23 protein-coding genes are annotated in these 22,339 nt (G+C 71.9%); 13 read left to right on the top strand and 10 right to left on the bottom strand.

All coding sequences use genetic code 11. The annotated features are described in order from the left end of the window. Window positions 1–169: 169 nt before the first annotated feature. Window positions 170–727, bottom strand: coding sequence for an NAD(P)H-dependent oxidoreductase (locus tag BEK98_RS43865; protein WP_094222436.1), 558 nt, complete (start codon window positions 725–727; stop codon window positions 170–172). A gap of 101 nt (window positions 728–828) precedes the next feature. Between BEK98_RS43865 and BEK98_RS43870 the strand changes: the two genes are divergently transcribed. After that, window positions 829–1,509 (top strand): TetR/AcrR family transcriptional regulator, encoded by a 681-nt coding sequence (locus BEK98_RS43870; protein WP_208643399.1) that lies wholly within the window; start codon window positions 829–831, stop codon window positions 1,507–1,509. Window positions 1,510–1,516: 7 nt separating this feature from the next. Here the strand turns inward: BEK98_RS43870 and BEK98_RS43875 are convergent, their stop codons facing one another. Continuing rightward, entirely contained in the window at window positions 1,517–2,671 is a 1,155-nt protein-coding gene (locus BEK98_RS43875) for an FAD-dependent oxidoreductase (RefSeq protein ID WP_094222438.1), read from the bottom strand. Window positions 2,672–2,696: 25 nt separating this feature from the next. Continuing rightward, window positions 2,697–3,359 carry a TetR/AcrR family transcriptional regulator gene (locus BEK98_RS43880; protein ID WP_094222439.1) on the bottom strand — a complete coding sequence of 221 codons (663 nt, stop codon included), beginning with the start codon at window positions 3,357–3,359 and terminating at the stop codon, window positions 2,697–2,699. A gap of 141 nt (window positions 3,360–3,500) precedes the next feature. Between BEK98_RS43880 and BEK98_RS43885 the strand changes: the two genes are divergently transcribed. Then, entirely contained in the window at window positions 3,501–4,547 is a 1,047-nt protein-coding gene (locus tag BEK98_RS43885; protein ID WP_094222472.1) for a LacI family DNA-binding transcriptional regulator, read from the top strand. A gap of 146 nt (window positions 4,548–4,693) precedes the next feature. Then, complete coding sequence (locus BEK98_RS43890; protein WP_094222440.1) at window positions 4,694–6,130, top strand: aldehyde dehydrogenase family protein; 1,437 nt, start codon at window positions 4,694–4,696, stop codon at window positions 6,128–6,130. A gap of 9 nt (window positions 6,131–6,139) precedes the next feature. Here the strand turns inward: BEK98_RS43890 and trxA are convergent, their stop codons facing one another. After that, window positions 6,140–6,514 carry a thioredoxin gene (gene trxA / locus BEK98_RS43895; RefSeq protein WP_094222441.1) on the bottom strand — a complete coding sequence of 125 codons (375 nt, stop codon included), beginning with the start codon at window positions 6,512–6,514 and terminating at the stop codon, window positions 6,140–6,142. A 198-nt stretch (window positions 6,515–6,712) separates the two neighbouring features. On the opposite strand from trxA, the gene BEK98_RS43900 reads away from it, so the two are divergent. Beyond that, window positions 6,713–8,143 (top strand): dihydrolipoyl dehydrogenase family protein, encoded by a 1,431-nt coding sequence (locus BEK98_RS43900; RefSeq protein WP_094222442.1) that lies wholly within the window; start codon window positions 6,713–6,715, stop codon window positions 8,141–8,143. Between the two features lie 8 nt (window positions 8,144–8,151). Here the strand turns inward: BEK98_RS43900 and BEK98_RS43905 are convergent, their stop codons facing one another. After that, window positions 8,152–8,796, bottom strand: a complete 645-nt coding sequence (locus BEK98_RS43905) for a peptide deformylase (protein ID WP_094222443.1) — start codon at window positions 8,794–8,796, stop codon at window positions 8,152–8,154. 133 nt (window positions 8,797–8,929) lie between these two features. Here BEK98_RS43905 and BEK98_RS43910 point away from each other — a divergent pair, with 133 nt between their 5' ends. The 4 genes from BEK98_RS43910 to BEK98_RS43925 all read left to right on the top strand — a co-directional run bounded on the left by BEK98_RS43910 (window position 8,930) and on the right by BEK98_RS43925 (window position 12,504). Then, entirely contained in the window at window positions 8,930–10,333 is a 1,404-nt protein-coding gene (locus BEK98_RS43910; protein ID WP_094222444.1) for a PepSY-associated TM helix domain-containing protein, read from the top strand. Between the two features lie 58 nt (window positions 10,334–10,391). Then, window positions 10,392–10,823 carry a BlaI/MecI/CopY family transcriptional regulator gene (locus tag BEK98_RS43915; protein ID WP_094222445.1) on the top strand — a complete coding sequence of 144 codons (432 nt, stop codon included), beginning with the start codon at window positions 10,392–10,394 and terminating at the stop codon, window positions 10,821–10,823. A gap of 6 nt (window positions 10,824–10,829) precedes the next feature. Next, window positions 10,830–11,759 (top strand): M56 family metallopeptidase, encoded by a 930-nt coding sequence (locus BEK98_RS43920; RefSeq protein WP_094222446.1) that lies wholly within the window; start codon window positions 10,830–10,832, stop codon window positions 11,757–11,759. Between the two features lie 127 nt (window positions 11,760–11,886). Next, entirely contained in the window at window positions 11,887–12,504 is a 618-nt protein-coding gene (locus tag BEK98_RS43925) for a TOPRIM nucleotidyl transferase/hydrolase domain-containing protein (protein WP_094222447.1), read from the top strand. 106 nt (window positions 12,505–12,610) lie between these two features. Here the strand turns inward: BEK98_RS43925 and BEK98_RS43930 are convergent, their stop codons facing one another. From BEK98_RS43930 to BEK98_RS43950, 5 genes are all read right to left on the bottom strand, one after another. Next, window positions 12,611–12,967 (bottom strand): tetratricopeptide repeat protein, encoded by a 357-nt coding sequence (locus BEK98_RS43930; protein ID WP_094222473.1) that lies wholly within the window; start codon window positions 12,965–12,967, stop codon window positions 12,611–12,613. A 62-nt stretch (window positions 12,968–13,029) separates the two neighbouring features. Next, window positions 13,030–13,503 carry a MarR family winged helix-turn-helix transcriptional regulator gene (locus BEK98_RS43935; RefSeq protein WP_094222448.1) on the bottom strand — a complete coding sequence of 158 codons (474 nt, stop codon included), beginning with the start codon at window positions 13,501–13,503 and terminating at the stop codon, window positions 13,030–13,032. 47 nt (window positions 13,504–13,550) lie between these two features. Further along, window positions 13,551–14,411 carry a sugar phosphate isomerase/epimerase family protein gene (locus tag BEK98_RS43940; protein ID WP_094222449.1) on the bottom strand — a complete coding sequence of 287 codons (861 nt, stop codon included), beginning with the start codon at window positions 14,409–14,411 and terminating at the stop codon, window positions 13,551–13,553. Between the two features lie 85 nt (window positions 14,412–14,496). Then, a complete protein-coding gene (locus BEK98_RS43945; RefSeq protein WP_094222450.1) occupies window positions 14,497–15,510 on the bottom strand; it encodes a sugar phosphate isomerase/epimerase family protein in 1,014 nt (337 codons plus the stop codon). A 67-nt stretch (window positions 15,511–15,577) separates the two neighbouring features. Next, the gene (locus tag BEK98_RS43950; RefSeq protein ID WP_094222451.1) at window positions 15,578–16,759 is read right to left on the bottom strand and encodes a Gfo/Idh/MocA family protein; all 1,182 of its coding nucleotides are present in this window, start codon (window positions 16,757–16,759) and stop codon (window positions 15,578–15,580) included. A gap of 226 nt (window positions 16,760–16,985) precedes the next feature. Here BEK98_RS43950 and BEK98_RS43955 point away from each other — a divergent pair, with 226 nt between their 5' ends. From BEK98_RS43955 to BEK98_RS43975, 5 genes are all read left to right on the top strand, one after another. Continuing rightward, complete coding sequence (locus BEK98_RS43955; RefSeq protein ID WP_094222452.1) at window positions 16,986–18,023, top strand: LacI family DNA-binding transcriptional regulator; 1,038 nt, start codon at window positions 16,986–16,988, stop codon at window positions 18,021–18,023. 350 nt (window positions 18,024–18,373) lie between these two features. Then, window positions 18,374–19,465, top strand: coding sequence for a sugar ABC transporter substrate-binding protein (locus BEK98_RS43960; RefSeq protein ID WP_208643400.1), 1,092 nt, complete (start codon window positions 18,374–18,376; stop codon window positions 19,463–19,465). Between the two features lie 87 nt (window positions 19,466–19,552). Then, a complete protein-coding gene (locus BEK98_RS43965; RefSeq protein WP_094222453.1) occupies window positions 19,553–20,617 on the top strand; it encodes an ABC transporter permease in 1,065 nt (354 codons plus the stop codon). 2 nt (window positions 20,618–20,619) lie between these two features. Then, on the top strand, window positions 20,620–21,411 hold the full coding sequence (locus tag BEK98_RS43970; protein ID WP_094222454.1) for an ATP-binding cassette domain-containing protein: 792 nt from the start codon (window positions 20,620–20,622) through the stop codon (window positions 21,409–21,411). Between the two features lie 272 nt (window positions 21,412–21,683). Beyond that, window positions 21,684–22,226, top strand: a complete 543-nt coding sequence (locus BEK98_RS43975; RefSeq protein WP_094222475.1) for a GNAT family N-acetyltransferase — start codon at window positions 21,684–21,686, stop codon at window positions 22,224–22,226. The last annotated feature ends 113 nt before the right edge of the window (window positions 22,227–22,339 follow it).

Raw genomic sequence — 22,339 nt, forward strand, 5'->3', positions numbered from 1 at the left:
CCGAGCACCGCACTGCCCGTCCAGCCTGTTCAGCGCATCGGGATGAGTCCAATCAATCCACACGATCCCCTGATGAGGACGATCGATGACCGTCGTCCGGCGCGTGGACGGACGGTGGCACGCGAAAGGGGCCGGAGCAGCCTCCGACCCCTCGCTGGTGCGTACCGGCTCAGGCAGCCACGCCCACGTTGCCGTGCAGACGGGCGACGACCTCGGTCAGCTGGGCGGCGACCTCGGCGTCGTCGACCGGGTGGGTCTCGGCGAAGCGGGTCACGGAGCCCGGGATGGACAGCTTGATGTCCTCGATCACCTTGCCACCGGCGATGCCCACGGCCTTGCGGGCCTCGTCCTGGGCCCACACGCCGCCGTACTGGCCGAAGGCGGTGCCGACCACGGCGACGGGCTTGCCACCGAAGGCGCCGGCGCCGTAGGGGCGGGACAGCCAGTCGATGGCGTTCTTCAGGACGGCCGGGATGGTGCCGTTGTACTCGGGGGAGAAGAGCAGGAAGGCGTCGGCGCTCTGGGCGGCCTCACGCAGCTTGGCGGCGGCGGCCGGGACGCTGCCCTCGACGTCGATGTCCTCGTTGTAGAAGGGGATCTCGGCCAGGCCCTCGAAGAGGTCGACTTCGGCGCCCTCGGGGGCGAGCTTGACGGCTGCCTCGGCGAGCTGGCGGTTGTGCGAACCGGCGCGAAGGCTGCCGACGAGCGCGAGGATACGAACAGACATGGGGGTACTCCAAGGGGCTGAAACATCGCTGTTACGATCCGGACCGGGGTCCGCTTAAGTTTGTATCAGGCTAAGCGGACCGTGGTCCAGTTTCATTCCCGATGCTTTACGCTGTCGTCATGTCCAGCGCCCTGCCGCCCTTCCCGAAGCCTCAGGAGCCCCTCGAACCCCCTCGGTTGCTGGAGGTCGAGTCGGCCCCGGACGAGCCCTGCCTGCGCGCCGACGCGGCCCGCAACCGGGCCCGGCTGCTGGAGGCCGCCGCCCGGCTGATCGCGGAGCACGGAGTGGCCGGAGTGACGATGGAGGCGGTGGCCGCCGCGGCCCAGGTGGGCAAGGGCACGGTCTTCCGCCGCTTCGGCGACCGCAACGGGCTGCTGACGGCGCTGCTCGACCACTCGGCGCGGCAGCTGCAGGCCGACTTCCTCGGCGGACCGCCCCCGCTGGGTCCCGGGGCGCCGCCCCTGGAGCGGCTGCGGGCCTTCGGTGTGGCCGTGCTCTATCGATCGGCCGAGCAGCTGGACCTGCAGCTGGCCGCCCAGCCGGAGCCGGCCCGCCGGTTCTCCCACCCCTCGGTCCAGGCCCTGCGCACGCACGTCGCGATGCTGCTGCGGCAGATCGTGCCCACCGCCGACTGCGAACTCCTCTCCCAGACGCTGATGGCCTCGCTCGACCCGGCGCTGATCCACCATCTGACCCGGCAGTGCGGGATGCCCATGCATCGGCTGGAGTCCGGCTGGCACGACCTCGTGGCACGGCTGACGGGCACGGAGTGGTCCGGCTGAGCCCCGATCAGCCGTGGTCGGCGGTGAACATGTCGACCAGCCCCTGCGGTGCGTCGGCGCGGAACAGCATCGCGGCGCTCTGCGCGGAGTCCGCCGCGGAGGACGCGCCGCGCGGGAACATCGTCTCCTCGTAGGCGGCCAGCGCGGCCTCGGTGTCCCCGGGGTGCGCGGCGAGCGCGAGGCCCAGTTCGGCGCCGTCGAGCAGCGCGAGGTTGGCGCCCTCGCCCGCGAACGGCGACATCAGGTGCGCGGCGTCGCCGAGCAGGGTGACCCCGGGGACCCGGTCCCACCGGTGGCCGACCGGCAGGGCGTGGATCCGCCGTGGCACCAGGGCGCCGTCCGCGTCCGTGACCAGCGCCTTCAGGCTCTCGTCCCAGCCGTCGAACTCCTTGAGCACGGCCGCCTTGGCCGCCTCGGTGTCGGTGAAGTCGATGCCGTCCAGCCAGTCCTCCGGCGCCTCGACGGCGGCGTAGACATGCAGGCTGCCGTCGGACTCGCGGTGGGCGAGGAAGCCCCGGCCGGCGCCGAGCGCGAACAGCATTCCGCCGCCGACGACCCGGGCGCTCCCGGGGTGGCGCAGATCGGCCGCCGACAGGTCCGCCTCGACGAACGACACCCCGGTGTAGGCGGGCCGGGCGGGGGACAGCAGCGGGCGGATGCGGGACCAGGCGCCGTCCGCGCCGACCAGCAGGTCCGTGGTGAAGGCGCTGCCGTCCGCGAGCGTCACCTCGTGCCGCCCGGCGCCGAGCGGGCGCGCGCCGGTCACCTTCACGCCCCAGCGGACGGTGCCGTCCGGCAGGGAGTCCAGCAGCAGGTCGCGCAGATCGCCGCGGTCGATCTCGGGGCGCCCGCCGGTGCCGTCGTCCGGCAGCTCCAGGCGGACCGTCCCGCGCCGGTCGAGGACCCGCGTGGCCTGACCGCCGGCGTGGACGCGGGCCAGGAAGGTGTCGTACAGCCGGGCCGCGCGCAGCGCCACCTGGCCGGAGCCGTCGTGGATGTCGAGCATGCCGCCCTGCGTCCGCACGGCCGGCGAGGCGTCCAGGTCGAACACGGCCGCCTCGATGCCGTGCACGTGCAGCACCCGGGCGAGCGCGAGCCCGCCGAGTCCGGCGCCGACTACGGCGATGGGGTGGTGGGGGAGGGTGGGGGCAGGGGTGGTCATGGTGGCCTCCTGGGAGGTGAGGGGGTCAGTCGGGTACGGCGGTGCGCTCGATGCCGTTGATCAGTGCCTGGAAGGCCCAGGACAGCCGGGCCTCGGGGGCACCGGACAGCAGGGCGTCGCCGGTCGCGGCGATGTGCGGGTGGGTGTCCTCGGACGCCCCGCGCAAGGCGCCCTCCAGCGCCTGCCAGTCGCCCGGGGACTCCTCCCCGGCGTGCTCGGCGGCGGTCGCGGTGGCGTGCTGCAGCAGCAGATCGACGCCCCAGGCCGCCCGGTCGCGCGGCACCCCACCCTCGTCGAGCAGGGCGAGCAGCGTCTCGATCAGGTTCAGGTAGTGCGGGCCGCTCGGCCGGGCGGTCAGCGCCGAGCGGGCGAGGCTCGGATGCTCCAGCAGCATCCGCGTGCAGTCGGTGAGCACACGCTCCAGCCGCTCGCGCCAGCTGCCCTCGGCCGAAGCGGGCCCCACCGTGCCGAGCAGCTCGTCCAGGACGGCCGCGTGCAGCTCGTCGGTGCTGCGGACGTAGACGTACAGCGAGGCCGGACCCGTGTCGAGCTCCTGTGCCAGCCGTCGCATGGTCACCTTCCGCAGCCCTTCGGTGCGCAGGATCGCCACCGCGGCGGCGACGATGCCCTCCCGGGTGAGAGCGGGCTTGGCCGGACGTTCGCGACGGGAGCGGGGGGAAGCTGTCATGTGTCCACGGTAACGAACATGTTCGCTACGAACAAGTTCGGAACGAACGTGTTCGTAGATTCGTGGACCGCGTACCGCTTAATTAGTTCAGGAATGAACCACCTTCCCCCGCTCACCCCCGCCCGCCGCCGCTCTGCCAAGATGCGGTCTGTCATGGTGCAGATACCGAACACGTCCCCGTCCGCTGCGCCCGCTCCGCACTCCGTCCCCACGAGTGCCGATGTGGCCCGGCTGGCCGGCGTCTCGCGCGCGACCGTCTCCTACGTCCTCAACAACACCAGTGCCGTACGGATCAGTGAGCCGACGCGCCGCCGCGTCCACGAGGCCGCCCGGGAGCTGGGGTACGTGCCGCACGCCGCCGCCCGCAGCCTGCGCGCCGGACACAGCCGTATGGTCCTGATGCCCGCCCCGACGTTCCCGGTGGGCCCCCTCTACAGCGGCTTCCTCGGTGATCTCCAGTCGGCCCTCGGCCGCCTCGACTACACGGTCGTGCAGTACGGCACCGTCGGCCTCCAGGGCGACGAGGCCGCCCGCGCCTGGGCCGAGTTGCGTCCCGTCGCCGTCCTGGTGCCGGGCGCGGGGCTCGGCCCGCAGGGCGTCGCGGTGCTCAAGCGGTCCGGCGCCCGCGCCGTGGTGACCCTGGGGCCCGAGCGCGTCGACGGCGCGCACGCCCTGCTGATGGACCACGACGCCGTCGGGTACTGCGCCGGCGCGCATCTGTACGCCCGCGGCCGTCGCCGTATCGGTGTGATCGTCCCCGAGGAGCCGGGCCTGGAGTCCTTCTCCCGGCCCCGGCTCGCCGGTGTGCACCAGGCCCTGCACGGCACGGACGCGACCGTGACCGCCGTGCCGCTCGCGTACACCGAGCAGGCCGCCGCCGAACTCGCCGCCCGCTGGCCCGAGTCGGGCCTGGACGCGGTGTTCGCCTACAACGACGAGTACGCCATGCTGCTGATGCGTGCCCTGCAGGACCAGGGTGTGCGCATCCCCGAGGACGTCGCCGTCGTCGGCGCCGACGACCTGATGCTAGGCCGGCTGCTGCGGCCACGGCTCAGCACCGTCCACATCGAGCTGCCCTCCGGCCGTGACCTCGCGGAACTGGTCGACCGTGCGGTGCGCGACCCCGGCGGCGAGCCCGAGGTGCGCAAGGTGCTGGGCGCGTCGCTCGTCCAGCGCGACTCCAGCTGACCCGGTCCGCGGCGGCGGTTAGGGTTCCGAAGAGGCATGACCACGATGTAGTTTCGCGCTCAACAAAGTAGGCGCGTCCCCGGAACGCCCCCGGACCCGGCCCGCGCCCCGAGCCGTACCGCCCGGCGACCGATCGGAGAGCCGACATGCCGCTGCTCGACCCGAAGTCCTGGCAGACCCGCACCCCGGCGGGCCCCGAGTACACCGTCACCGAACCCGCCACCGGCGACCCACTCGGCACCCTCACCCTCGCCGCACCCCAGGACGTCGCCCCGGCGGCCCGGGCCGCCCGCACCGCCCAGCGGGAGTGGGCCCGTACCCGGCACTTCGTCCGGGCCCAAGTGCTGCGCAGGGCAGGGGACTTGTTCACCGAGCACGCCGAGGAACTGCGCACCTGGCTGGTCCGCGAGTCCGGGTCTATCCCCGGCAAGGCGGACTTCGAACTGCATGTCGCCGCCCAGGAGTGCTACGAGGCCGCCGCCCTCGCCTCCCGCCCCGCCGGACAGGTGCTGCCCAGCGAGGCGCCCCGGCTGTCGTACACCCGCCGGGTGCCCGCCGGCGTCGTCGGCGTGATCGCGCCGTTCAACGCACCGCTGATCCTCTCCATCCGCTCCGTCGCCCCCGCCCTCGCGCTCGGCAACGCGGTGGTCCTGAAGCCCGATCCGCGCACCGCGGCCTGCGGTGGACTGGCGCTCGCCGCCGTTCTCGCCGAGGCGGGCCTCCCTGCGGACCTGCTGCAGGTGCTGCCCGGGGGCGCCGAGGTCGGGCAGGCGCTGGTCGAGGACCCGCTCGTCCCCGTCATCTCCTTCACCGGGTCCACTGCGGCGGGCCGTGCCGTCGGCGAGCTGGCCGGCCGCCACCTCAAGCGCGCCCACCTCGAACTCGGCGGAAACTCGGCCCTGATCGTGCTGGCGGACGCCGACCTGGACGCGGTGATCTCCACGGCGGCCTGGGGCTCCTTCTTCCACCAGGGCCAGATCTGCATGACGACCGGCCGCCACCTCGTCCACGCCTCGCTGTACGAGGAGTACGTCGAACGGCTCGCCGCCAAGGCCGACTCGCTCGCCGTCGGCGACCCGTACCGCGACCAGGTGCACCTCGGCCCGGTCATCGACGCGGGCCAACTCGCCAAGATCCAGGGCCTGGTGGAGACGAGCGCTGCCCGCGGCGCGAAACTCGCCGCGGGCGGCACCCACGACCGGCTCTTCTACCGGCCGACCGTGCTCGCCGGCGTCGACGACCACACCCCCGCCTACACCGAGGAGGTCTTCGGCCCGGTCGCCCCGGTCCGCTCCTTCGCCACCGCCGACGAGGCGGCCGCGCTCGCGGCGGACAGCGCCTACGGCCTCTCGCTCGGCATCGTCACCCGGGACCCCGCACGCGGCCTGGACCTCGCCGAACGCATCCCGACCGGGATCGTCCACATCAACGACCAGACCGTGAACGACGAGGCGGTGGCCCCGTTCGGCGGCGTCGCCGCGTCCGGCACCGGCGCCCGCTTCGGCGGAGAGGCCAACCTGGAGGCCTTCACCGAGCTGCGCTGGACGACCGTACGCGGCGACGTGGCGCCGTACCCGTTCTGACGCCGTCGGCTACTCGCCCTGCGCCTGCTGGGCGGCGATGCTCTTGCGGACCTCGTCCATGTCCAGCTTCCGGGCCTGACCGATGACGTCCGCGAGGGCGGCCTCGGGCAGGGCGCCCGGCTGGGCGAAGATCGCGACCTGGTCCCGGACGATCATCAGCGTCGGGATCGACTGGATGCCGAAGGCCTGCGCCAGCTCCTGCTGGGCCTCGGTGTCCACCTTGCCGAACACCAGGTCGGGGTTGTCCTCGGCGGCCTTCTCGTAGACCGGCGCGAACTGGCGGCACGGCCCGCACCAGGACGCCCAGAAGTCGATGAGGACGAACTCGTTCTCGGTGACGGTCTGGTCGAAGTTCTCCTTGGTCAGCTCCACGGTGCTGCTCATGGCGTGATTCCCTCTTCCTGGTGTGGGGGCTTGTGCCGACGGCGGAAACACGGCGATCCGGCCGCCTATTCCATGCCTGTCTCCTGCCTGTCCCAGGCCTGTTCCATGCGTGTCCCGTGCCTGTTCCGTGCGTGCACGGTCGTGTTCCGCGCGCGTACCCGTGTGGCCCCCGCGCCGAGCACCCACCAGACTGACCCCATGACGGAAACGGAATCCATCGCGTACGACGTCGTGGTGCTCGGGGCCGGACCCGTGGGGGAGAACGTCGCCGACCGCACCCGTGCGGCCGGCCTCACCACCGCGGTCGTGGAGAGCGAGCTGGTCGGCGGCGAGTGCTCGTACTGGGCCTGCATGCCCAGCAAGGCACTGCTCAGGCCGGTCATCGCCCAGGCGGACGCCCGCCGCCTGCCCGGCCTGAGCGAGGCGGTCCAGGGTCCCCTCGGCACGCCCGCCGTCCTGGCCCGCCGGGACGAGTACACCTCGCACTGGCACGACGACGGCCAGGTCCGCTGGCTGGACGGCATCGGCGCCGACCTGTTCCGCGGCCAGGGCCGCCTCGCAGGCCCCCGCACGGTCACCGTGACCGGCCCCGACGGCACCGTGACCACCCTGACCGCGCGGCACGCCGTGGCCGTCAGCACCGGCACCCGCGCCCAGTTGCCCGACCTGCCCGGGCTGGCCGAGGTCAAGCCCTGGACCAGCCGCGAGGCCACCAGCGCCAAGGCGGCCCCCGCACGGCTGATCGTGGTCGGCGGCGGTGTCGTCGCCACCGAGATGGCCACCGCCTGGCAGGCCCTCGGCTCGCAGGTCACGCTGCTGGTCCGCGGCAAGGGCCTGCTGGGCCGCATGGAGCCGTTCGCCGGGGAACTGGTCGCCGAGGCCCTCACCGAGGCGGGCGTGGACGTCCGCACCGGCACCTCGGTGGAGTCCGTCACCCGCGAGAACGGCACCGTCGTGGCCGTCACCCACACCGGCGACCGCCTCGAGGCCGACGAGATCCTCTTCGCCACCGGCCGCGTCCCGCACACCGACGACATCGGCCTCGACACCGTCGGCCTGCGGCCGGGCTCCTGGCTGGACGTGGACGACAGCCTCCTCGTCAACGGCACGGACTGGCTGTACGCGGTCGGCGACGTCAACCACCGCGCCCTCCTCACCCACCAGGGCAAGTACCAGGCCCGCATCGCCGGCGCCGCCATCGCCGCCCGGGCCGCGGACAGCCCCCTGCTGGACGAACCCTGGGGCGCGCACGCAGCGACCGCCGACCACCACGCCGTACCCCAGGTCGTCTTCACCGACCCGGAGGCCGCCGCCGTCGGCCTCTCCCTCGCCGAGGCCGAACAGGCCGGCCACCGCGTCCGCGCCGTCGACGTCGAGTTCTCCTCCGTCGCCGGGGCCGGCCTGTACGCCGACGGCTACAAGGGCCGCGCCCGCATGGTGGTCGACCTGGAGGAGGAGATCCTGCGCGGTGTCACCTTCGTCGGCCCCGGTGTCGGCGAACTGATCCACTCCGCGACCATCGCGGTCGCCGGCCGTGTCCCGGTCGGCCGCCTGTGGCACGCGGTCGCCTCGTATCCGACGCTCAGTGAGGTGTGGCTGCGACTGCTGGAGGCCTACCGGGACAACTGAGGTCCGGATTACGGCAGTTCGAAGCCCAGAGCCTCGGCCGCCGCCTCCGGTGCCGGCTGGGCCCACAGTGCCGCCACCGCCTCGTTCGTGGACAGGGAGCGCAGTTCCGCGCGGTCGAGGTAGAGGGTGCCGTCGAGGTGGTCCGTCTCGTGCTGGACGATACGGGCGGGCCAGCCGGTGAACACCTCGTCCAGCGCGCGGCCGTGCTCGTCCTCGCCGCGCAGCCGCACCTCGGCGTGCCGGGCCACCACGGCCTGCCAGCCCGGCACGCTCAGGCAGCCCTCGAAGAACGCGACGCGGGCGGTCCCGACCGGCTCGTACGACGGGTTGACCAGCACACGGAACGGCTGCGGCACCCGGCCCCGGATCAGCGCCACCTCCTCCGGCACCGGCGCCGGGTCCTCGATGACCGCGATCCGCAGCGGCACGCCCACCTGGGGCGCGGCCAGGCCCACCCCGGGCGCCGCGTGCATCGTGTCGCGCATGGCCTCGATGAAGCGGGCCAGCAGGGCGGGGGCGAGCTGGCCGTCGTAGGGCTGGGTGGCGTGCCGCAGGACGGGCCGGCCGGCCGCGACGATGGGCAAGAGACCGCCGGTGGCGAGGAGTTCCTCGACCCGCTCGGCGAGAGGTGCGCGATCGCTGGGAGGTGCCATCGCGTCAGAATGCCATGCCCATCCGCCCCTCCCTGTGACGCAGGTCACCAACACGCGCGGGAACTCGAGGCCTTGGCGCTCCGACCACTGGAGCGCATTCCCTCCCCGACCGAGTCCCCGGAGAAGCCCGCCGATGACCACCGCTCCCTCGCCCGCCACGGACGAGGCACCCTCCCCGGCCCCCTCCCCGAGCCGCTGGGCCCCGCTGCGCCCCCTCGTGCTGCGCCTCCACTTCTACGCCGGCCTGCTCGTCGCCCCCTTCCTGCTGGTCGCCGCCGTCACCGGCCTGCTGTACGCGGGCTCGTTCCAGGCCGAGAAGCTCGTGTACGGCCATGAACTGACCGTTCCGGCCGGGGACCGCCAACTGCCCGTCTCCGCCCAGGTCGCCGCCGCCCGCAAGGCCCACCCCGAGGGCACCGTCTCGGCGGTACGGCCCGCACCCGAGCCGGGTACGACCACCCGGGTGCTGCTCTCCGGCGTCAACGGCGTCGACCCCGGCCACACCCTCGCCGTGTTCGTGGACCCCCACACCGGCAAGGTGCGCGGGGCGCTCGAACAGTACGGCGCGACCGGCGCGCTGCCCCTGCGCACCTGGATCGACGAACTCCACCGCGACCTGCACCTCGGCGACACCGGCCGGCTCTACAGCGAGCTGGCGGCCAGCTGGCTGTGGGTGATCGCGGGCGGCGGCCTGGTGCTCTGGTTCTCCCGGCGCCGCGCCCTGCGCAAGGTGCGCGGGACCAGCGGGCGGCGCCGCACCCTCGGCCTGCACGGCACGGTCGGCGTCTGGGCCGCCGCCGGGTTCCTGTTCCTGTCGGCGACCGGCCTGACCTGGTCGACGTACGCCGGCGCCAACATCGACGAGCTGCGCACCTCGCTCGGCCAGGCCACCCCGTCCGTCTCCGCGGCCGCATCCGGCGGCGAGCACGCCGGACACGGAGCGGCGGCCGGCACCGGCGGGGACGCCGAACACGGGGCCGGCCTCGACCAGGTGCTCGCGGCGGCCCGGGCCAAGGGACTCGGCAACCCGGTGGAGATCGTGCCGCCCGCCGACGCGAACAGCGCCTATGTCGTCAAGCAGGTCCAGCGCAGCTGGCCGGAGAAGCAGGACTCCGTCGCCGTCGACCCGGCGACCGGCAAGGTCACCGACGAACTCCGGTTCGCCGACTACCCGGTGCTCGCCAAGCTCACCCGCTGGGGCATCGACCTGCACACCGGCGTCCTCTTCGGGATCGTCAACCAGATCGCGCTCGCCCTGCTCGCGCTCTCCCTGATCCTGCTCATCGCGTGGGGCTACCGCATGTGGTGGCAGCGCGGCCGCGGCTCCGCCTTCGGCCGGCCGATCCCGCGCGGCGCCTGGGCGCAGGTGCCGCCCTACGTGCTCGTACCGGCCCTGGCGGTGATCGCCGTACTCGGCTACTTCGTGCCGCTGCTCGGCATCCCGCTGGCCGGATTCATCGCCGTCGACATCGTCCTCGGCGAGATCGCGCACCGCCGCGGTGGCCGCACGTACGGGAGCGCGGCCGGTGTGAAGTAGCGTGGCTCTTCAGGCCGGTGCGCAGGCGAACCGGGCCAGGGGAGAGGGAGAGCGGGACATGGTGCGGGACGGGGGCCGGGCCCGGCGGCGCGGGCAGGGCGAACTGGAGGGCCAGGTCCTCGGCGCGCTGCGCGAGGCGGACGGACCGGTCAGCGCCGCCTGGGTGCAGGAGCGCCTCGGCGGCGACCTCGCCTACACCACCGTCGTCACCATCCTCACCCGGCTGCTCGCCAAGGACGTCGTCGCCCGGGAACGGCAGGGCCGCTCCTTCCTGTGGACGCCCACCGCCGACGTGGCCCGGCTCGCCGCGCTGCGCATGCGCCGTCTGCTGGACGGCGAACGGGACCGCGAGGCCGTCCTGGCGAGCTTCGTCACCGCCCTGCCGCCCGGCGACGAACAGGTGCTGCGGGCGCTGCTGGACGCCGCCGAGCCGGGCTCGGTGAACAACGGGAACACCGCGCACACCGGCGACGGCGGTACGGAAGACTGACCGCCCATGGGGGTCTTCGTCTTCCTGCCGCTGGTGCTGCCGCTGTCCGCCTGGCCGGTCGCCCGGCTCGCCGAGGTGCACCTGCACCCGCGCACCGCCACCCGGCTGCTGACCGCGGTCGCCGTCGTGATGGCCGTGTGCAGCACGCTCTGTCTGGCCCTGCTGATGGTCGTGGGCACCGCCCAACTGCCGGGCAACCCCCTCCCGGACGCCTGGTCCGACCCCGAGGTGCGGGCCGCCGTCCCGCACGACGAGGTCGCAGGCCGCGCCGCCATCCCCGCCCTCGCCGTGGTCGCCACCGCCTGTGCCCGCACCCTGTGGCGCCACCACCGGGTCACCCGCCGGGCCCGCCGCGCACTGGCCGGCCTGCCCGGCCCGACGGTGGCCGTCCTGCCGGACAGCGCGCCGTACGCCTATGCCCTGCCGGGCGGCCGGGGACGGATCGTCGTCACCACCGCGCTGCTGGCCGGGCTCGCCCCCGCCGAACGGCGCGCCCTGTTCGCCCACGAGCGCAGCCACCTCGCCGCCGGTCACCACCGCCATCTGCTCGCCGCCCGACTGGCCGCCCGGGCCAACCCGTTCCTGCGCCCGCTGCGCACCGCCGTCGTCTACACGGCCGAGCGCTGGGCGGACGAGGAGGCGGCCCGCGCGGTCGGCGACCGGCGTACGGTCGCGCGCGCGATCGGCAAGGCGGCGCTGCTGTCCCGCGGCACCCCCGCGCCCACCCTCGCCGCGCTCGCCACGACCGGCCCCGTCCCGCGCCGGGTGGCCGCCCTGCTGGCCCCCGCCCCGGTGGCCCGCTCCTGGCCCTCGGCGTTCACCTCGGTCGGCCTGGCCGTCTGGGGCGCCGCCGTCGGTGCCCTGGTGTCGGCGATGTCCTCGGCGAACTCGGCCGTCAGCCTGTTCGTGATCCTGCACGCGGCGACCCGGCTGTGACCTCGGGACAGTACCGATGACGTGCACGGTACGGCCCCTGTCCGAAGGTGACGAGGGCGCCGTTCCTGGCGAGCGGGCCGTCGAATAATCCCGTGCCGTGCCGTCGGTGGAGGTGCAGACTCGCTCCATGGCGGAGATAGGGGCGTTCCGGGACGCGGTCAGTGGCTGGGCGGCAGGTGGTCCCGGGGGGCCGGCGAGTGATCTGGCCGTGCGACTTGAGCTGCGGACGGCGGTGCTGCTGGAAGGGCTGAGTGACCTCGCGGCCGTCGAGGCGCTGGCCGCTCGGCACGGCCGTGACCTGGCCGCCGAGGGGGTGTCCGTCGTGCCGATGGGCGGGGCGATGAACGTCGGCCGCTACGCCGGCCTCCTCGGGCCGCCCGGCCTCGGCCTGCGTCTGACAGGACTGTGCGACGAGGGCGAGCAGCGTTTCTACGACCGCGGCCTGCAGCGGGCACGGGCGCCGCGCGGGGGCTTCTTCGTGTGCGTGAGGGACCTGGAGGACGAACTCATCCGCGCGCTGGGCACGGAAAGGGTCGAGGAGATCATCCGGACCGAGGGCGACCTACGTGCCTGGCAGACCTTCCTGCACCAGCCCGCACAGCGCGGTCGGCCCCGGCACCAGCAGTTGCGGCGTTTCCTCGGCACGAAGAAGGGCCGCAAGATCCGCTACGGCCGCCTCCTCGTCGAGGCTCTCGACCCCGAACAGGTACCGGCCCCGCTCGACGACCTCCTCACGAGCCTGTGACCTGGTGGACGAGGAGGGCTGTGGCGAGACGCCTGGACAGCGAACGGGTGCTGAGACGCGCGAAGGGCCCGGTCCCCCGAAGGGAACCGGGCCCCGCACAGGGCGTTCACTCCGCCGGAGTGTCCGGGAAGTCGCCCGCGAGCGCCGAGGCGATCCGCAGGTGCTGTTCCGCCTCGTCGTGCCGGGCCTGCCGCTGGAGCGTGCGGCCCAGCATCAGCCGGGCGTAGTGCTCCACCGGGTCGTGCTCCACGATGAGCCGCAACTCGGCCTCCGCGCGGCGCAGTTGGGCCGAGTGGTAGTAGGCGCGGGCCAGCAGCAGCCGGGGTCCGGTCTGCTCCGGCACCTCCTCGACAAGAGCGGCCAGCACCCGCGCCGCGCCCGCGTAGTCCTTGGCGGCGAAGAACTGCTGCGCCCGCACCCAGCGCTCGGCGGGGGTGCCGTGGTCGTAGTACATGGTCTTCACTTGCGTCTCCACTCGTGACCTCCTTCGACGGCCACAACGGAACGCGGTTGTTCAATATTCCACTACTGGGGGCCGGTCGCGGCCGGGTCCAGGGGTGCGTCCAGCAGCAGGGTCAGGTCACGGCTCAGCTCCCGGGTCCGGTCGCTGTCCAGCCCGCCGAGCGGCTCCAGCAACTGGGTCAGCAGACCGTGGACGACGCCGATCGCCCGCCGGGTGGTCTCCAGGCCCTCCGCGGTGAGCGCGAGCTGCACCGCGCGCGGGTCCCGCGGGTCCTTGGCGCGCTCCAGGAGCCCGGCGGACTCCAGGCTGCGGGCGAGCTTGGAGACGTACAGCGGTTCCAGGCCGGTGTGGTCGGCGAGCCGCCGCTGGCTGGGCCGCTCGCCGGTGCGCTGCATGCCGTACAGCGACGCCACCAGCGAGTACTGGGCGTGGGTGAGGCCCAGCGGGGCCACCGCCCGGTCGACGGCGACCCGCCACTTCATCGACAGCCGCCACACCAGGAAACCCGGGGTGGCCCCTTCGGATGTCTTGCTCATGCCGGATACCGTACATGGCTACTATGGCGGGCCCGCGATGCACCCGGTCACTTCCAGGCGGCTGCCAGGTACTCCTTGATCTTGTCCCGCATGAACACGGAGGACTCCCGGGCCCGCTCCTCCCAGGCGAACACACACGCGGTCAGCGTGCCGTCGAAGCCGTTCGCCCGCAGTTCCCGGAACAGCTCGTCGAAGTCGACCTCGCCCTGCCCGATGTCCAGGTGCTGGTGGATGCGGGCCGGTGTACCGGGCGGGTTGAGGATGTAGCGGTTACCGGAGGACGCCGTGTGATCGAAGGCGTCGGCGAGGTGGACGTGGGTGAGCAGGTCGCCCGCGTACTGGATGATGCCGGGGGCGTTGTTGCCGATGTGGAAGGTGTGCGGGGCGCAGTACAGGAAGCTCACGCTCGGGTGGTTGATGCCCCGGATGAGGTTGACGGCGTCGTAGCCGTTCTCGATGAAGTCGTCGGGGTGCGGCTCCAGGGTGAGGCGGATTCCCTCGCGCTCGAACAGCGGCAGCAGTTCGTCCATCGACTTCCAGAACTGGGCCTCGCTGCGGTCGGCGTCCTCGGGCCGGCCGTTGAACTCCGAGATCATGCTGTCCACGCCGAGGTCCGCGGCGATCTGGATCGAGCGCTTCCAGTACCGTACGGCGGCCTGCCGGGCGTCCTCGTCGGGGCCGGACCAGCGGAACAGGGGGAGCAGGGACGAGATCCCCACGCCCGCCGCGTCCAGTGCCTTGCGGAACCTGCGGACCGTGCCGTCGTCCACGCGCGGGTGGCGGAAGAACGGGATGAAGTCCTCGCGGGGGGACAGCTCGATCCACTCGTAGCCCAACTCGGCCACCACGGAGGGAAGTTCGAGCAGCGGGACGTCGCGGATCATGTACGGGTCGAGGGCGATCCTCATCGTGGGTGCTCCTTGGTGTCACGGGCTCCGGCGGTGTGCGGACCGCCGGAGCCGATGGTCTTTCAGGGGTGGCCGGCCGTTGCGGTCACGACCGCAGCGACTCCTGCAGTGCCGCGTCGGCGGCCTTGAGCACTCCGGCGGCCACGGCGACGCCCTCGACGCGCCCCAGCTCGGTGTCCTCGTGCTCGATGTTGACCAGCATGTCCGGGTCGACCTCATGGAGGGCGCGCAGGAACTCGGTCCAGTAGGCGACGTCGTGGCCCTTGCCGAGGGCGACGAAGTCCCAGGCGGACTCCTTGGGCCACTCGTTGGCCCACTCGTCGCCGCCGAGGTTGGTGCGGGGCTCGTCGGGCGTGAGGCGTCGGAAGCTGTTGTCGAGTACACCGTTGAGGACGACGTGTTCGCGGTTGATCCGGACGTCCTTGGCGGCGGCGTGGAAGACCAGCTCGCCCAGGTGGCGGACGACCTCGACGGGGTCCATCTGCTGCCAGAACAGGTGCGAGGCGTCCAGTTCGACGCCCACGTGGGTGGCCCCGGTGAGGTCGATGAGCCGGTGCACGTCGGCGCAGTTGAACACGACGTTCTGCGGGTGCAGTTCGAGGGCGACCTTGACGTCGTGGTCACGGGCGAGCCGGTCGGTCTCGCGCCAGAAGTCCGCGACGATCTTCCACTGGTGGTCGAGCACGTCCAGGGCCGCCGAGTTCCACGCGTTGACGATCCAGTTCGGGCGGGAGGCGCCCGGCTCGCCGCCGGGCAGGCCCGACATGGTCACAAGGCGGTGCTGCCCGAGCCGCTCGGCCAGGCGGATGGAGCGGCGGATGTCCTCGGCGTGCTTCTCGCCGATGGCGGGGTTCGGGTGCAGCGGGTTGCCGTTGGCGTTCAGGCCGGCGATGGAGACGCCGGTGCCCTCGAAGAGGCCGAGGAAGTCGTCCCGGGCGGCGTCGCTGACCAGGATGTCGTCGAAGGTCGGGACGTGTACGGCGGGCAGGAAACCACCGGTGTTGATCTCGATGCCGGTCAGGCCCAGATCGGCGATGACTTTGATCGCTTCCGGCAACGGCCGGTCGTGCAGGATCGCGTTGTAGAGTCCGAGCCTCATCTTGTCTTTCCTCAGTCCTTCTCGACGGTGAAGGTGGTCGTGCGCGGGGTGGGCGGGAAGGGGCGGGTCACCCGACGGTGACGGCCTTGCCGTCGGCGTCGGCGGAGGCGACGATCGCGTCGATGACCTGCAGGTTGTGCAGCCCGTCGGCGAGCGTGGGGCACTGCGGCAGCCGGTCCAGGCCCGCGATCTGCTCCAGGAAGGCCCGGGCCTGCCAGACGAAGAACTCGTGCTGGCCGTGGCCGACGCTCGGGAAGTCCATGGGCAGTCCACCGGCGATGTAGGGGTGGCCGGGGCCGACCACCACCCGCCGGTAGCCGTCCACCGGGTCGGAGGCCGCCGCGTCGGTGAGGGTGAACTCCGCCGGGCGGGACAGTTCGAAGGTCGCCGCGCCGTTCTTCGTGAAGACCTCGAAGCCCAGGGAGTTGGCCAGACCGCGGGCGATGCGCGAGACGGAGAAGGTGCCGACGGCGCCGGAGGCGAACGTCGCGGTGAAGGTGGCGATGTCCTCGTTCTCGACCCGCTCGCGCTCCTCGCTCACCTGGACGTCGGCCGAGTGCCCCACCGCCGTTCCCAGCGGCACGGGCCGCTCCTGCACCTGGGTGGACAGGATGGCGCCCTGGACGCTCTGCACCGGCCCGCAGAAGTACTCGCCGAGATCGATGAGGTGGCTGCCGATGTCGGACAGCGCCCCGGAACCGATGCCGCCCCGGTAGCGCCAGCTCATGGGCGCGTCGGGGTTGTGCCCGTAGTCGCACCAGTAGTGGCCGTTGAAGTGCTGCACCGGCCCGAGCGAGCCTTCCCGCACCTGCTGCCGGACGGCGTTGACGGCGGGGGAGCGGCGGAAGGTGAAGCCGGTGGCCGCCACCAGTCCGGTGCCCTCGGCCGCCGCCACCATGGCCCGGGCGTCGGCCACGGACGGCGCCAGCGGCTTCTCGCACAGCACATGCTTGCCCGCGGCCAGCAGGGCCTCGACGATCTCGCGGTGCAGATGGTTGGCGACCACGACGCTGACCGCGTCGATGTCGTCGGCCTCCACGATCGCCCGCCAGTCCGTCTCGGCCCGCTCGAAGCCGTAGCGGCGGGCGGCGTCCTGGGCGAAGGGCTCATAGGCGTCGGCGACGGCGACCAGGCGCACGTCCGGCAGCCCGGCACCGTACAGCGTCGCGGCCTGCCGGTAGCCGTTGAGGTGGGCTCGGCCCGCCATTCCGGCGCCGATGACCGCCACCCCGATCGGCCTTGTGCTCATGGTGTTTCCTCTCCGGCGCGCCGGGGCGCCGTGGCTAGGTGGTGCGGGGATCCGGGGGATCTGAAAGGGGAGCTGGTCCCGGTAGGGAACGGCGAACCGAGCGCTCGGGATCCGTCCTGTCGGGACGCTGTCGAACAACTCCCTTAAAGCGCTTTAAGTGCTGGTAATATCGACGGCGCGACGGACAGGTGTCAAGGGTGTTGCCGGAAAATCCACGGGAGGTCGTGTGGACGAACTCGAATCCGCCTCGCCCGCGGGTGGCGGCACCGGGTCGGTGCGCCCCCGGCTGGAGGACGTCGCCGAGCGCGTAGGCCTGTCGACGGCGTCGGTGTCACTGGTGCTGCGGGGCGTGCCCGGCCCCAGCGAGCGCACCCGGCAGCGGGTCCTGAAGGCGGCGGCCGAACTCGGCTACCGCCCCGACCGCACCGCCAGCGCCCTGGCCAGCAGGCGCAGCCGGCTGCTCGGTGTCATGGTCGACGTGCACAGCCCCTTCCACGCCGAGCTGGTCGAGCATCTGCACACGGCCGCCGAGGAGGTCGGCTATGACCTCGTCCTGAGCGCGCTGACCCGGACCCGTGACGAGAACACGGCGGTCGAGACGCTCCTGGCGTTCCGTTGCGAGGCGCTGATCCTGCTCGGCCCGGTTGCCCCCGCCTCCGCCCTGGCCGCACTCGACCGCAAGGCGCCCGTCATCTCCGTGGGCCGCCGTATCGCAGGCGCCGATCTCGACGTCGTCCGCACCGCCGACGACGACGGGGTCGGCCAGATAGTCGGCCACCTGGTGGGACTCGGTCACCGTGCCATCGCCCACGTCGACGGCGGCAAGGGCGTCATCGCCACCGACCGGCGCCGCGGCTACCGGGAGGCCATGCGCCACCACGGTCTCGACGAGCGGATCAGCGTCCTCCGCGGGGACAACACGGAGGCGGCCGGCGAGCAGGCGGGCCGGCAGCTCCTGGAGAGCGGCGACCTGCCGACCGCCGTCGTGGCGTACAACGACCAGAGCGCGATCGGCCTGGTCACGGCCTTCCGGCGGGCCGGGATCGACGTCCCCGGCGCCGTCTCCGTCGTCGGCTACGACGACGACACCCTGTCCCGGCTCGGCTCCTTCCACCTCACCACCGTCAGCCAGAACGCCGAGGAGCAGGCCCGTCAGGCCGTGGCGGCCGCGGTCGAACGCCTCGACCGGGGCCGCACGGCGGCCCGTGAGATCGTCCTCGCGCCCACCCTGGTGGTACGCGGGACCACGGCGCCACCGCGCTGATCCGGCGCGGTCCGGGCCACGAATATGTGGCCGATGCACCTTTTCGTGGACGCATCGCGGGGCGGTGGGATTTTGCGAGCGGACTCTTGACACCTTTCCGAAACACAAGCATGCTCTGGCCACCGCTTAAAGCGATTTAAAAGATCGCGGAGGCTTAATTCGCCACTCGATCCCGCGTGGGGAAAGACCCCGTTGCCAGGGGTACCCCCCGCAGGTCCACGCCGTGCCTCCACGGCCGGCGCGAACGCGCAGGCGCGACCCGGTCAGCGCACCCCTCTCGCATCGCCCCCGATACATGCCCGGCCCGCTCACGCCGCCGCCCGGCATCACACGAAGGAGCAACCCAGCACATGGAACGCATGCAGATCCGGCGGTCGTCCGGCCGTCGCCTCTCCGGAAGAGGCCTGACCGTGGTGAGCCTCCTCGCCCTGTCGGCCGCCGCGTTGACCGGGTGCGCCAGCGGCAAGGCCACCGGCGACGGTGCGGGCCAGGCGACGGCCACGGCCGCGGGCGGCTCGACCTCCGGCACGAAGAGCAACGGCAAGGCCTCCATCTACGTCATCGGCGGCAAGGCCGACGACCCGTTCTGGTCCGCGATCAAGCGGGGCGGCGAGGACGCGGCGAAGCTGGTCAAGGCGGGTGGCGGCTCGGTCACCTTCCTCGGCCCGCAGAACTACGACAACCTCGGCCCGGACGCCGCCAAGCTGACCCTCACCGCACTGTCGCAGAACCCTTCGGCGATCGTCGTCCCGGACTGGGTGCCCGAGAACCAGGACGCCGCCATCAAGCAGGCCGTGGCCAAGGGCGTCAGGGTCTTCGTCTACAACGCGGGCGGTGTCGAGGCCGCCAAGCGGACCGGCGGCATCAAGTACATCGGCTCGGACGACTACGAAGCGGGCAAGGCCGGCGGCGTCAAGTTCGCCGAGTCCGGCGCCAAGAACATCCTCTGCGTCAACACCGTGCCCGGCGCCGCCAATTCGGAGGTCCGCTGCAAGGGCATCGCCGACGGCGCCAAGAGCAAGGGCGCCAAGGCCAAGCAACTGCCCCTGCCCTCTTCCAACTTCGGCAACCCGTCCGCCGTCACACAGGCCATCAAGGGCGCGCTGCTCAAGGACAGCGACGTCGACGCCCTCGTGACGATCGGCGTCCAGGACGCGGACAGCGCCGCATCCGCGATCGACCAGGCCAAGGCCGGCGACAAGGTCAAGCTCGGGACGTTCGACCTCTCGGACAGCCAGCTCACCCGGATCAAGAGCGGCAAGCAGCTCTTCGCCATCGATCAACAGCCGTATCTGCAGGGCTTCTACTCCGTGTCGATGGCCAACCAGTACCTGTCCTACGGCGTTCTCCCGCCCCAGAACCCGCTGCTGACCGGCCCGCTCCTGGTCACCGCCGACAACGTCGACGCGGCGATCGCGGGTACCAAGGCCGGCGTCCGCTGAGCCGACCGCGGCAGGTGCCGGAACAGACCGGTACCGGCACCTGCGTCCCGTCCTCCATCCGAGTTCCACGAAGGTGACACCAGACCGATGACAACCTCACTTCCCGACACGACGGCCGAGACACAGACCGCCGTCGCCCCGCCGAAGCGAACCGAAAGCCCCCTGGCGCAACTGCGGCACCGTCCCGAGGCCGGCGCGCTCATCGGAACGATCAGTGTCTTCGCCTTCTTCGCGATCTTCGGCGGTGAGAAGTTCCTCGCCCCGGCGGGCGCGGCGAGCTGGCTGAACATCGCCTCCGAACTCGGCATCATCGCCATCCCGGTCGGCCTGCTGATGATCGCCGGTGAACTCGACGTCTCCGTCGGCTCGGTCCTGGCCGGCAGCTCCATGACCCTGGCCATCGTGTCCGGCCACTGGGGCGCCCCGATGATCGTCGGTATCGTCCTCGCGCTGGCCCTGGGAGTGCTGGTCGGGCTTCTGAACGGGATCATCGTGACGAGGACCAACGTCCCGTCCCTGGTCGTCACGCTCGCCACCCTGTCCGGCATGGCCGGCCTCACTCTGGGCCTGTCCCGCGTCACGACGGGCACCACCAGCGTCGCCATCAGCCCCGACCCCGTGTCCAAGGCGATCTTCGGCCAGCTGATCGGGGGGCAGTTCGAGGTCGCGATCTTCTGGTGGATCGGCCTGGCGGTGCTGGTGGCAGTGATGCTGCAGGCGATGAAGTACGGCAACTGGATCTTCGCGATCGGCGGTGACAAGGAAAGTGCCCGCGCCACCGGTATCCCGGTCGCCAAGGTGAAGATCGCCCTCTACATGGCCAGCGGCTTCGGAGCCGCCCTGGTCGGCGTGATCCAGACCATCCTCTACAACGGCGCCCAGGTCGCCAACGGCCAGTCCTTCGTCTTCAACTCGATCATCGCCGTCGTCATCGGCGGCGTGCTGCTCACCGGCGGCTACGGCTCGGTCTTCGGTGTCGTCCTGGGCACCCTGACCTTCGCCATCGTCAACCAGGGCATCTACTACACCGGCTGGAACTCCGACTGGGCCAGCCTGATCCTCGGCATCCTCATCCTCACCGCCGTCCTGATGAACAACACGTTCCGCCGCCTCGCCCTGTCCTACAAGCCCCGCTCCGCGAAGAAGGCCTGACCATGACCGCGCCCCTCCTGCGCCTCGACAACATCGGCAAGTCCTTCGTCGGCACCCACGCACTGCAGGACATCTCCCTCGAGGTCGACGCCGGCAAGGTCCTGTGCCTCCTCGGTGACAACGGCGCCGGCAAGTCGACCCTCATCAAGATCCTCTCCGGGTTCCACAAGCCGACCACCGGCACCATCGAGATCAACGGCCACCCGGTCGTCTTCGACAGCCCCCGCGACGCCGGCGCCCAGGGCATCGCCACCGTCCACCAGTTCGGCGGCACGTTCCCCCTGATGGGCGTCGGACGCTGCTTCTTCGTCGGCGCCGAACCCACCAAGGGCTTCGGCCCCTTCAAGCTCTTCGACAAGAAACTGGCCGGTGAGATCGCCGTACGCGAGATGCAGTCCCTGGGCATCACCCGCGTCACCGACGGCAACCGCCTCGTCGGCGCCCTCTCCGGCGGCGAACGCCAAGCACTGGCCATCGCCCGCGCCGTCTACTTCGGCGCCAACGTCCTCATCCTGGACGAGCCCACCGCCGCCCTCGGCGTCAAGGAAGCCGCCCACGTCCTGCGCATCATCATGCAGGCCCGCGCCAAGGGCGTCGCGGTCATCCTCGTCACCCACAACGTCCGCCACGCCATGATGGTCGGCGACCACTTCGCCGTCCTCATCCGCGGCCAGAAGGCCGACGACTTCCGCAAGGGCGAACGCACCCGCGAGGAGATCACCGACCTCATGGCCGGCGGCGAAGCCATGGCCGACCTCGAAGCCGAACTCGCACAACTCCAGGCCGACGCCTGATCGCACCATCGAACCATCGGACCATCGGACCGGAGAGCCGCCCAGGGGTGAGTGCCCTGGGCGGCTTTGCCGTGCGGGGATGCGAACTGGTGCGGCCGTCGGTGCGTTTCGCCGCTGGGGTCGACTGCTGGACCTGCGCGAGCGGAACAAGTGGACGCCGTTGGTCATCCGCCTGTTGGGCGAGGGGGCTGCGCCGGTCAGCGAGCTGGGGCGGTATCGAAAGTGCCTGGTGAGGATGGCGGAGAGCCCATTCTGTGATCCAGAATGACTGGATGGTCACGCTTGAGACTCCCCGTTTGATCCTGCGTCGCTGGCGCGAGGAAGACGTTGCGCCCATGGCTGCCATCAACGCCGACCCCGAGGTCATGCGGTGGATCCGTGACGGCAGCGTCCGTGACGAACAGCAGACTCGCGGCGGGATCCAGGCATGGGAGAGCGAGTGGGAGTCACAGGGCTTCGGCCTGTTCGCCGTGGAGATCCGGTCCACTGGCGAGCTGGCCGGGTTCACCGGCCTTTCGGTGCCCCACTACTTGCCGGAGGTACTGCCGGCGGTTGAGGTCGGCTGGCGGCTGGGACGTTCCCACTGGGGGCAGGGCTTGGCCACCGAGGCCGCTGCGGCCGCTGTACGGTTCGGGTTCGAAGAGCGAGGGCTGGAGCGGATCGTCAGCATCACTCAAGTGGGCAACGACGCCTCCGAACGGATCATGACCAAACTGGGGATGCATCCGGTCCGTGAGACCGTCAATCCCACCGGCGGCCGGCGAGTCCGGGTGTTCGAGTTGTCGTCGGACCAGTGCGTCACCACCACTCGTTGATGGCGGCAACGAGGGCGGTGGCCTCGTAGCGGACCGCGAGTCTGTCGTGCGCACAGATCACGCACCCATGCCCCCGGACCCTGACGGGACCCGGGGGCAGGAAGTGTGTTCTT

The sequence above is a fragment of the Streptomyces diastatochromogenes genome (assembly GCF_002242805.1).
GTDB lineage: Bacteria > Actinomycetota > Actinomycetes > Streptomycetales > Streptomycetaceae > Streptomyces > Streptomyces diastatochromogenes.